The following is an 11992-nucleotide window of genomic DNA, read 5'->3' on the forward strand; positions in this document are numbered from 1 at the left end:
TTACGAGATAATTGGTTTTAGGCAATTATTTTTGGTAAAACCCGCCCCTAAAACTTATTCGTTACCATCTTTACGGGCGATTCGCTACGGGATAGCTTCGCTTCACGTACTTGCTTCTAACTCCGATAGAATAAGTGCTTGAACCCACACCTTTCTTAAATCAACCCGAAATTAACGGCACTGATACTGCTAGCAGAAATACCACTGAGAGAAGCTAAAATCTCCCCTGTTTGTGCAAACCGGATTAAAGTTGCACCGCTATCTTCGAGAATTGCCAATTGCGAGAAACTTAGCCCGTTACCCAATACTAACAAGTCTTTACCGACCTCAAAGTCATCAATTGTATCAATACCGGAATAGCTAGAGAGTAAGAATTTATCATTGCCTACATCCCCTACTAAGGTATCATCCCCCAAATCGCCACTGAGGAAATCGTTACCCTGACCTCCTAGCAGAATATCATTGCCTTGACCGCCGTAGAGGGTATCGTCGCCCTTTTCACCAATTACGATGTCTTCACCTCGATTGCCAGAAATAAAGTCACTGCTGGCACCACCAGTCAAAGTATCAAAACCCTTTCCGCCATAAAGCGTATCGTCCCCAATTCCACCATCTGTTAAGTCGTTCCCCTGATTGCCATTCATCCAATCATTGCCATCAAGGCTAAACAGCAAGTCATTTCCTTTTTTACCGCGCAATATATCATCGCTAGCGCTGCCCATGAGGGTATCGTCGCCATCTGTACTTTCGCTAGTATTTTCCCCATCTTTAACTAATTCAATACCGCTGCTGGGGAAGGGTTCTTCTGGTGTAGATGGTGCGATCGAGTCATCAGTATCTAAGGTATTGCGGACTGTTGGGTTGTTAGCTGTCGCCGCCTGAATTTTGGTATTTAGAGATGCACCAGTATTTTCGGAAATCGCCGACTGAATCGTTTTATTTCCGGCTGCGACTTGCAGTAAATCTTGGGCTACTTCTCCTTGTGCGACTTTTTGTATGCGGGCGATTTCTGTCGCGGCATCTGAGGGCGAGGAATTGCTGGAGACGATCGCCTTTATCCGCTGATTTCCCTCTGCAATAATAGAGGCAGCATCCGAAGCAATACTAGATACTTGCGGTACTTGCAGTTGAGTCGTCGCCGACTGAATAATCGTCTGCACTTGTGTGGAATTGCTTAAATCGACAGTGCCAGATTTAATTTGATCGGCAACGGCGGAAATTACGCTAGAGGCAATCTCATTTTTCGCGGTATTTGAAGCACCGCTAATTAAATCAGTTATCAAAACAATGGTATTTTGCACCTGAGCGTGTGCTGCATAAACCGCCAAAGCGTTCGGGTCGTTTTGAGTAATTGCCTGTAGCGGATCGTAGCTAGTCAAGTCAATTGCTGACGACAGTCCCAGTGCAGATTTTACCTGAATTTGCGCCTGATTTTGGTCAGTCCCTTGCTCGACCAACTCGGTCATTAGGGTAGTTAACGGAGTGACGACAATAGCATCAGGTGTGGCAAAGAGGGGCGTTTGCTGCGGCAAATAAGTAGAGGTATTGATGCCGTCTCTAAGTACAATTTTGCCTTCATCCGGTTCGAGGTCGCCACTGTTATTTGTGTCGAACTTGTCAAGAGAGACATCTAAGTCAAAGCTGCCATCCGCGTTAGTAATTGAGAACGGTTCGCTGTCATCTTTGATTCCATTAAAGTTGGCATCGAAGAAGACAGTCGCCCCGGCCATGTAACCGTTAATTGCTCTGCCCCTAGTGCTAGAACTCGGCCCCAAACTAAAGCTAGCTAACTCAAATGTGGCCAAGTTATTATCGTAGACTGTTTTGTAATCAAATCCACAAGGATAAGGTATGTTGATTTCAGGGGTGATCTTTTTGCGACCCCAGGGCGTCCAAACTTTTACTGCGGGAATGGTTTTCTCACAGAATTTAACTGAAATTACCTTAGCTTCAGCAGCCAAGAAAGCATTAACTTGTCCTGCTACATCAAACAGTTCTGAGGGCTGGCTGATGCGCGAAGTGATTTCCGATGTTCGGATTTTTCCGTCGCCGCCTTGTTTGGGCTGGAATTCTCCAATATCTATCAAATCAATGCCGACTTTTCCTTGAATTCCACCTTTGACATAACCCTCGACAATTTTCGCATCTATCCCTGCACCCACGGCAATACTAGCGTCAAGACTGAGTTCGTCAACATCTGGCCCTGTACCGTCAGCATTTTCGCGATCGCTCACATAAAATCCATCCAAAACTTTGTCAGCAGAACCCGCATCAAAATTTGAGTTTTTCCACTGGTTTAATCCGTAGGTATCATACCCAAATCCTAGATGAGCTGAAGCACTAAAATTCCCTTCCAGTAAACCCTCTATCGGCCCCCAGATTGGAAATTTTTGATCGATATTAAAGTCAAATCCCAGTTTGGGCATCTGATAGGTGAAGACCGGAACATCCGGTTTACCTATCAACAATTGAATTGCGGTTTCTGGTTTCGTTAATAGTGGCAAATCAAAGCCATCAATATCTTGTAAAGCATTTAAGAAGTCCTTGACAGTGGCGCTTGTTTTGGAGTTAATTTGTTGGTTAGCCGTTTGCTGTACAGCATTTGTTGGAACTGGTAAAGCATTCTGAAGATTAGCACTTGGGTCGGCAACATCTATATTACCCAGAGTGTAGGAACCCAAGTCGATTTTATCTGGAGAATTTGCTATTTGGTTTGCCAAATCCACAACTTTATCAACCTTGGCAACCGCCTCTAAAAAGCGAGTATCGATATCGCGGCCAGATATTTTTGCTGCCAGCTCTAGTACACTGACTATGCCATCCCCATTTTTATCAAACGGCCCCGCTAGACCGATTTTAGACAGTAACTTGGTGTCGGCATTGAGGAAGTTGATAACGGGTCGAAATGGTTTGATGACATCGGAAATTTTACCGATAATTGGTTTGGCAAAATTATTGACAAATGTTCCCAAATCAAGTTGCATATTGTTAAACGCAACTGTAGGCTTTTGTGGCCCTGTTAATTGACCGTTAGCGTAATTTAGGATTGGCCAATCCACTGCTAAGTCGAAGTTATACGAGGGGAATGCAGCATTGCCGTTGATGCTGGTTTTTGCTGTGAGACCGAGATTAGCATTGCTCGTTAAGTTGGCATTGAATAAGTCTTTAAACTGATAGTTGCCTTGCAGTTCTGGCAAGGTGAGGCGAGAGCCATCATTCGGGGCGCCGAGATTGTCTAAGTCATTAAGCTTAACTTCGAGGTTGGCATCGACTTTAGTAGGGTTGTTGGTATCGTTTGCCAGGTCAACTTGGAAAAAACCTAAGTTGCCTTTAGCCTTGAATTGGTCATCTAGGTTCAAGTCAATGTTGGCGGTTAATTTGGTTTTGTCAGTATCTATGTAGCAGCCAAAATCTTTACTAACACCAACTCCTAGGGACAAGTTGTAGTTGTATTTTGATTTGGCTTTTCCATCTACATCTAAGCTTAAGGCTGGTACTCCTAAATTTTGCGAGAGATTGATCTCGGGAAACTGATATTGCTTGCTCAGAGTAATTAGCAAGCTACTTTCATCAGCACTAGAATTCTCAGTTAGAGCAACATTGAAGTCAGATCCCAGTGCCGTGCGGAGGCTACTTTCTAACTGACTCAGACTTTGATTTCCATGATTTTTAATCGTATCGACTAACTTAGTCTTGAAGTTGCCAATAAAATCTGGGGAAATGTCCTTGAGGGGGCCGACAATGGGTAGGTTAACTGCCTGTAATTGGTCCTCAAGAATTTTCTCAAGTTTATCCAATCCAGCTTCTACGCCGCACCAATTCTTCTGCGTGTCGATGTTACCAACAGGCGTTGGCGGTGTCGGCGTCGGCGGTTCTGGTGTCGGCGTCGGCGGTTCTGGTGTCGGTGTCGGCGGTTCTGGCGTCGGCGGTTCTGGTGTCGGCGTCGGCGGTTCTGGTGTCGGCGTCGGCGGTTCTGGTGTCGGCGTCGGCGGTTCTGGTGTCGGCGTCGGCGGTTCTGGTGTCGGTGTCAGCGGTTCTGGTGTCGGCGTCGGCGGTTCTGGTGTCGGTGTCGGCGGTTCTGGTGTCGGTGTGGGTGTAGTGTCGTTATCCGCGATCGCCACCGTCACCCCTGGAACCACAACCACATTATACTTAGCATCAGTGCTAGTCACACTGTGAGTAAGATTAGCGCTGTGTCCCCCTTCCACAATCGTATCGTCAACAGCCTGCACTGTAACTGTTTGAGCGTCGTTCCAATTATCTGCAGTGAAAGTCACAGGGGCGATCGCCTGAATCTGCTCACCTGTTGTGAGAGTGATAGTTACAGGGGCGATCGGCTGCGACGTTAATTTGAGCTCATAACTGCCATTTGCACCGCCTTCTGTAGCAGTTGTTGCCGTGGGAGTAATAGAAATACCAGCGGTATCATTGTCCTTATTGGTAATGCTAACATCCGCTACATCTCGGTTGCTGTAATTGGCATCGGTACTAACAGCAGCCTCCGTGACAATTTTGTAGTCAATATCGCCGTCAGCAATGCTATCCTCAACCCCTGTTACTGTCACCGGCTGCGGTACACTCCAGTTAGCCGGAGTGAATGTTAAACTATTAGTCGAAACTGTTCCCTCGGCAACATTATCCGTGTTCAAACCGATAGTAACATCAGCAGTCGGCTGAGTATTCAGAACCGCAGTAAAGTTAGCAGGAGTGCCATCTTCACCCGTAATTAATCCCGCCGTCGGATTAATTGTAATTCCAGGAGTGTCATTGTCAGTGTTGGTGACGGTGACATCATCAGGATCGAGGTTATTGTAATTAGCATCGGTACTCACAGCAGCAGCCGTGACAATTTTGTAAGGTTGAGGGCCATCAGCTACTAAATCGTCAACACCACTCACTGTTATTGTTTGCGGTTGATTGTAGTTAGCCGGAGTGAAAGTTAAGCTATTAGTTGAAACTGTTCCTTCTGCAACAGTGTCACTCCTCAAACCGATGGTAACGTTAGCAGTAGGTTGAGCGTTGAGTTTGACTGTAAATTCTGCCTTGCCACCAACTTCACTTGTAGTTAATCCCGATATTGGGTTAACTGTGAAATCGGCTTTGTCATCATTAGTAATAGTTGTGGTAGCGGTAGCAGTAATAATTGTCGGTGTTACGCCCGGGCTTGTGGGACTTGAAAGGGTGACGGCTATGGTTTCGTCGGGTTCAACTAGGGTGTCGCCTAATACATCCAGAGTAAGAGTTTTGGATGTTTCACCGGCGGCAAAATTAATGGTGCCAGTAACAGCAGTTGCGCCAGAAATGCCACCGATGTTGTTGTAATCGCTGACGTTTGTAGCTGTTCCTCCAATGGTATAATTGACGCTACTTACCCCGCCTGTGTCGCCGCTGCGAGTCGCAGTGAAAGTCAGAGGCTTTGTGCCGGTATTACCTTCGTCCATGGTTGCAATATCGGCGGCAATGGCATAAGAAACAGTACCGTTAGCAGCAATAGTTAATGTTGTTTGTTTGGTTGTACCTGCCACGCTACCGGTGATTGTGCCCAAGTTGAGAATTGCGGTTTCGGCGTTTTCAGGGAGATTGTCAGGTTTGATAGTAACTGCAACATTCTGAGTGAGAGTAGTAGTGCCGGCGGGGAAAGTAACAGTAGTAGGCGAAAAAGTGTAGTCTGAATTTTCGGTGGCTGTGGTAGTGGGGTCGATGACAATTGGGACTGTTACAGCAGCGTCAGGAGTAGCGCTGATAGTAACGGGAATATTGACTACTGTATCCGCAGTTCCTTCAGTGCCACTGTAAGTTGCAGCACCGAAATTTACCGCCGGGGATGTATTCAGCAGAATCGAGGTGTTTTGAGAGGCAAAGTTCGCCGTAGCTAAATCGGATAAGCCATCTTTGTTAAAATCGCCTACAACAATACCTTGGGGACTGGCTGCCACAAGAAAAGTAGTGGCAGTCCCAAAGCTGCCATTGCCACTTCCAAACAAGACGGAGACATCGCCCGCTCCATTGTCGGCTGTAGCTAAATCGACTTTTCCATCGGCATTGAAGTCACCACTAGCAATAGCAAGGGGTTGTGTTCCAACGCTAAAGTTGTTAGCTGCACTAAAGCTTCCTGTGCCATTTCCTAACAGTATTGATACGTTGCTTGAGATTTGATTGCTGGTTGCTAAGTCAGGATTGTTGTCCCCATTAAAGTCTCCTAAAGCAATGTAATTAGGGCTATTTCCAACACTAAAGTTAGTGGCGGCGCCGAAGGTGCCATCAGCATTCTGCAACAGGATGGATACGCTGTTAGAACCAAAGTTCGCTGTCGCTAAGTCTGACTTGCCATCCTTGTTAAAGTCGCCGACAACCACAAAATAAGGATTTGACCCCACGCTCAAATTAGTAGCTGCGCCAAAAGTACCATTACCATTTCCCCGCAAGATGGAGACGTTGTTAGAGGTTTGATTGGCTGTAGCTAAATCTGAATTGCCGTCCCCGTTGAAGTCTCCCACAGCGACGGTATAGGGCCTTGACCCCACACCAAAGTAGGTGGCAGTACCAAAAGTGCCATCGCCATTTCCTAACAGGAGAGAAACGTTGTTAGTCGCATTATTAGCCGTAACCAGGTCAGAATTACCGTCTTTGTTAAAGTCGCCTACAGCGACAGAGTAGGTAGAGAGATCGCTTGGCGGGCTGGTGTTAAGATTAGTGGCAGCGCCAAATTTGCCAGTGCCATCTCCCAGTGCGATCGAGACGTTGCGAGCCTCTCCAGTGGTTGCAAAGGCTAGGTCAAGATTGCCGTCTTTGTTAAAATCGCCAGTGGCAACTTTACGGAGACTGTATGTTATGGGAAAATTAGTCGCAGCACCAAAACTATTCAAAACATACTCGTAAGCTGCTAATACTTCGGCTTCAAATACCAGCGGCGTTTCAATTTTCCCGGTTCTGACTTCTAGGAACCAGTCGCCGCCCTTTGCTACACTTCCCGTGAGGTTTTGGGAGGCCGCAACTCTTGCCCCGGTTAACTCACTCAAGCGTTTGACAAATGCTTTACCTGTCTCGCCTGCTGCTACACAGCACCCGTACAAGAGGATATTAGGTCGAGTGTCGCTGATTGAGTAGGGCACTGGCGAAAACCACTGCTGTAGATCCTGCCGATCGCACTCTATATCATCTAAACTAAAGCGAACGTCGCCGAGTTGCAAGCTGCCCGGAGCACCGTGAGAAACGATGTGAATGCTGTCAATATTGCTGCGATCACCTAAAATTTCAGTAATTTGGTCGATCGCATCCCGGTTCCCATCCAAAACGACTACTTCCGTACCCGGTGTTACCCCGGCAATCAAACTTTGATAATCTTCAACTTGAGTGTCGATAAAGGCGATCGACCTTACTGAAACTGGAATATTTAAATTTGGCATAATCCACCTGACTGCGGTTTCAAAAAAATACAAAAATTCCCCAATTTCGTGACTGGCGTCCGAAACTATCTATCACTTTTTATTTATACAGACACACCCGTTCTCCGTAAAAACCCGGTGAGCGATCATCTTTCGTCCTCAAACTAACAGTTTTTTTACGGAATATATGTAAAGTTTTCTTAAAAAATAACTGATTAATTAAAAGTTTGATAAATATACGGAAAATACTTAAGTATTTTTACTGTAAAAAATGCGAGATTAATTTACCACAAATATTTGTGAAACGTAAGTGCAATTGTACAGAAATTTCAAAGTCAGCAATTTTGATACATACTTTAGGGTGCGTAAGCAATTAGTCGTGCAAAAAATACCGTCTTCTAACGCACCCTACTAAACTTTTGATTACTTCAAACCCCCATCTATCCCCGCTAAAATCTGCTCAGCTTGCCCGCACAAAGCAGCGTGACAGCAACCGTTACTCGCCAACAATCCCCCCCACTGACTCACATCTCCCCGGTTATATTGCAAAGTAGAACCGTCAAAACGAGTAAATCGGCCGCCCGCTTCAGTCAAAATTAATTCCGGTGCCGCTAAATCCCAATCTTTCGGTGCAGACTTTCCCGAAAGAGCAATATAAACATCAGCCTTTTGTTCGACAATTGTCGCAATTTTACAGCCGATACTACCGACAGCTAGTTGATTTTGACAAGGCAGTTTTTGTAACAATTGATTAAAGCGATCGCCCCGGTGACTGCGGCTAGTTACTATAGATAAATCTGCCACTATATTTCGCGCCGAAACTTGCAACTTTACCGCAGAACCGTCCCGAGTTTCCATAAAAGCGCCAGCATTTTGCACCGCGTAATAAATCTTTTGCTGCTGGGGCCAAGCCACAACTGCCAATACTGGTCTTCCCTCGAATGCTAAAGCAATGTGAACGGCAAATTCCCCTGTCCTGTCAATAAAATCTCGCGTTCCATCCAAAGGGTCAATAATCCAAACCCAACTTTGAGGTAAGGGAACTTGACCGTTGGTTTTCAAATAAGATTTGTAAGTTTCTTCGCTGAGATAGCCAAATTCTGCATTCCCTAAAGCCGACTGCAATTCGTCGAGAATGTAAGAATTGACTGCGACATCGGCGGCGGTGACGGGGCCATCTTTTTTCTCTTGGATGTCGAGGTTAGGAGTGTTGGAATCCTGGCGATAATAGGATTGTAGGATATCTGATGCACTCCAGGCGATCGATCGGGCAATTTCGCTGATTTCTTCGAGAGTTTTCATGAATTCCTTTTTTTTGAACTGCAGATGAACGCCGATTAACGCAGATTTCTGTAGGGGCGGTGCCCCCGTGCCCGCCCCTGGAAACCATACATTAGCAATTACCAATTAATATGAGGATATTTCCATTCATAATAATTGGGAAAAACAAAATTAGTAAACGAAACCGAAATACTAACCTCCAATGATTTTACATGATGCCACCAACCGACCGGAATAAAGATAGCCTCTCCCGGTTCCAAAATTACTTCAATAATTTTCGCATCTCTGTAAAGCGGGTATTTGTCATAATCGGGATTTTCGCCGTCCACCTTGCTGAAAACTCCGACGTGATTGTAAAGCAGAGGGGTTTGTTGCGGAGAAATCAATTTAATTAGTTTGCGACCAGACACTTGAGCTAAAATTAAATTAACTGGGTCATGGTGCAGCGGTGTAATCGTGCCTTTCGGGCCGAACCAAAAGAAAACTCTGCCTTTTGTGTCCGTTGGATTTAGGTATTCTGGGAAAATTTCAATGTCGTCGAATAGGGATTTAAATTCCTCTCTTTCTAGAGTTTTGTTGTTAGCAACCATGTAGTAGTCGTTGCTAGGCCCGCCCTTGACCACCATCTCTACATATTTGCGAAACAAAACAATTTTTTTGTGATTTTCTATCTTAATTTCGTAATTCGGGTCTGAGTTGCGGTTAGCTTGAATTTGTACCTCTACATCGCCATATTTTTGCTGCAAATACTCCGGCGTCCACAACTGCAACGCTTTCCAGTTGTGCATAATATTGGTAATAATTACTGGAGTATTTTTTGCGTAGTAATTTTCGAGAAAATACTCTCTAGAAAGGCTGCTTTTGCGTTCGATTGTGCCAAACTTGGAAGACAATGCAGCTAATTGATTGCTAATCCTGAGATGCGATTCTAATTTCTGCAATAACTGCACGTACTGACTGCCTGCTTGAAAGTAGGGATGAGATGATATTTCCCTAACTTCTGCGGTGGCTGTTTCCGCATCTATGCCGGTATTTATTAGTGTTTGAATGATTTCTGCATCGGGTTGATTTAATAATTTGTTAGCCGCCACCCACTGTTTCATATTGTCGGGAAGTTCTTGTTTGCTTGGGGTGAGTAGATTGGGCAAATTTTGTGTCAGCCATTCTAGGTTAACTTGCTGTTGTTCTGTGAGGGTAATCCGCAAAGGGGGAAGGGTGATACTTAGAGGTTGGGTGTCAGGCATGATTCGGGTATGTTGTTTTGGAAGTGTTTTGTGTGACTTTAACTTGTCTTACTAATATAGCAATTTTGTTAACGAACCGCGAAGGCGCTAAGGGCGCTAAGGAAGAGAAGAGGGAAGTTCACAAATTTTGTCGAGGTTGCTGTCAGGATTTTAACTTAACAAGTGTTGTCAGTTAAAGTTTTCTAGCTTTGAGCGATTTTAACCGGATAGTTTGGTTAATTTTAATTTTAAATTAACCCTTATTCATCCAGGCGCGGGTTCCGAAGTTTTTGCAGGAATGGGAAGCGATTTTAGCCGCTGCGGTGAGAGTATCGATAAAGTTGTTTTGCAAAATATAGTGACAGAAAGCCCCGTGAAAGATGTCGCCAGCGCCTAAAGTGTCTGTGGCTTGAATTTGAGGTACTTCTACAGTGCCATAACTGCCATTGCTGAGGTATAAAATTGATTTTTCGCCGCGAGTGATGGCAATATGGGAAATTCCGGCTGCTGACAGGTAAGCAAAGACTTGTTCGGAATTGTCGCAGTCTGGCGGATGAAAGTTATCCGAACATACGGCCCATTCTATAAAAGGCAATATTTCCTCTAATCCGGGTTTCCAACTGCCACCGTCGAGGACAATGGGAATGTTTTTTGACTTGGCAAGTTGAGCAATTTCTTTGCTGGCTGCGATTTGATGTCCGTCAACCAGTACAATACTAACTGATGTTAAAATATCCGGGTTAATTGTTTGACTGTCAACTTGCGATTTCGTAGCATTGATGGAAATTACCGATCGATCGCCCGTTGCTTCAGTTACAATAATCGAGGACACTGGTGGCGAGTGCGATCGCCCGGGTTCCAAATCAATTATCCTGACATTATACTCCGCTAAGTCTCCACGAATTAATTGGGCGATCGCGTGAGTGCCCAAAACGCCAGCCCATACCGCCGCATTCCCCAAATAGCTAAAAGTGACCGCAGCATTGGCCGCCGGCCCGCCCGCAGCAATGGTACAATCAGAAGCAACAACTTTCTGATTTTCACGCGGAGGCTTCTCGGCCAAATAAACTAAATCTAAAGTTGCCAATCCCAAAAACAATCCGGTTTTCATATCTTCTTAAATATGTGGCATGGGCGTGTGGCATGGGCGTCCCGCCCGTGTCCCATCTGCGGTTAAAAACTTCAAAATATCAAAATGCAGCCAAATCCCAATACAGGAACACTTTACATCGTAGGAACCCCGATCGGCAACCTCGAAGACATGACATTTCGCGGCATCCGAATCTTGCAAACAGTAGACTTCATCGCCGCCGAAGATACCCGCCATACCGGCAAACTTTTGCACCACTTTCAAATCCAAACGCCCCAAATCAGCTATCACGAACACAACCAACACCAGCGACTTCCCGAACTTATCGACAAACTGCATTTAGGCAAAGATATCGCCCTCGTCACCGATGCCGGAATGCCGGGAATTTCTGACCCCGGATACGAGTTAGTCAAAGCTTGCGCCGATGCTAATATTAACATTATTCCGATTCCCGGCCCGACCGCCTGCATTGTTGGCATAACTGCATCAGGATTACCCACAGAAAGATTTGTATTTGAAGGTTTCTTACCCGTGAAAGGTCAAGAACGCCAACAAAGTTTAGAAGCTTTGCAAATAGAATCCCGCACTATAATCTTATACGAATCTCCCCACCGATTGCGGCAAACTTTACAAGATTTAGCAAATACTTTGGGAAGCGACAGACAGATTGTGCTGGCGAGAGAGTTAACTAAAATGCACGAAGAGTTTTGGCGTGGTAGTATGGAAAGTGCGATCGAGCTTTACACCAATCGCGAACCCCAGGGAGAATTTACCCTCGTAATAGCCGGCATCCAAACAGCAGCCCCAATATTTTCCGAAGACGCCATTAAAGCAGAATTGCAAACATTAATTGCAGAAGGCATAAGTCGTTCCCAAGCCAGCCGCCAGCTAGCGCAACAAACATCCCTCCCCCGCCGCCAAATCTACCAACTCGCCCTCACAATAGGCGACAATGAATCGCTAGAACAACCCTTAGATGACTTGTGAATAAATCTTTTCTATTCTCCTCTGCG

5 protein-coding genes are annotated in these 11992 nt (G+C 45.4%); 1 reads left to right on the top strand and 4 read right to left on the bottom strand.

Translation table 11 applies throughout. The annotated features are described in order from the left end of the window. Positions 1 to 155: 155 nt before the first annotated feature. From D0A34_18720 to D0A34_18735, 4 genes are all read right to left on the bottom strand, one after another. Positions 156 to 7439, bottom strand: coding sequence for a DUF4347 domain-containing protein (locus D0A34_18720; protein UNU20639.1), 7284 nt, complete (start codon positions 7437 to 7439; stop codon positions 156 to 158). A gap of 369 nt (positions 7440 to 7808) precedes the next feature. Then, a complete protein-coding gene (locus tag D0A34_18725; GenBank protein ID UNU22368.1) occupies positions 7809 to 8687 on the bottom strand; it encodes a 3'(2'),5'-bisphosphate nucleotidase CysQ in 879 nt (292 codons plus the stop codon). A 98-nt stretch (positions 8688 to 8785) separates the two neighbouring features. Then, positions 8786 to 9910, bottom strand: coding sequence for a cupin-like domain-containing protein (locus D0A34_18730; protein ID UNU20640.1), 1125 nt, complete (start codon positions 9908 to 9910; stop codon positions 8786 to 8788). A 232-nt stretch (positions 9911 to 10142) separates the two neighbouring features. Continuing rightward, on the bottom strand, positions 10143 to 11000 hold the full coding sequence (locus D0A34_18735; GenBank protein UNU20641.1) for a sugar kinase: 858 nt from the start codon (positions 10998 to 11000) through the stop codon (positions 10143 to 10145). Positions 11001 to 11084: 84 nt separating this feature from the next. Between D0A34_18735 and rsmI the strand changes: the two genes are divergently transcribed. Next, a complete protein-coding gene (gene rsmI / locus D0A34_18740) occupies positions 11085 to 11966 on the top strand; it encodes a 16S rRNA (cytidine(1402)-2'-O)-methyltransferase (protein UNU20642.1) in 882 nt (293 codons plus the stop codon). Positions 11967 to 11992 lie beyond the last annotated feature (26 nt).

Source organism: Microcoleus vaginatus PCC 9802 (assembly GCA_022701275.1).
Taxonomy (GTDB): Bacteria; Cyanobacteriota; Cyanobacteriia; order Cyanobacteriales; family Microcoleaceae; genus Microcoleus; species Microcoleus vaginatus_A.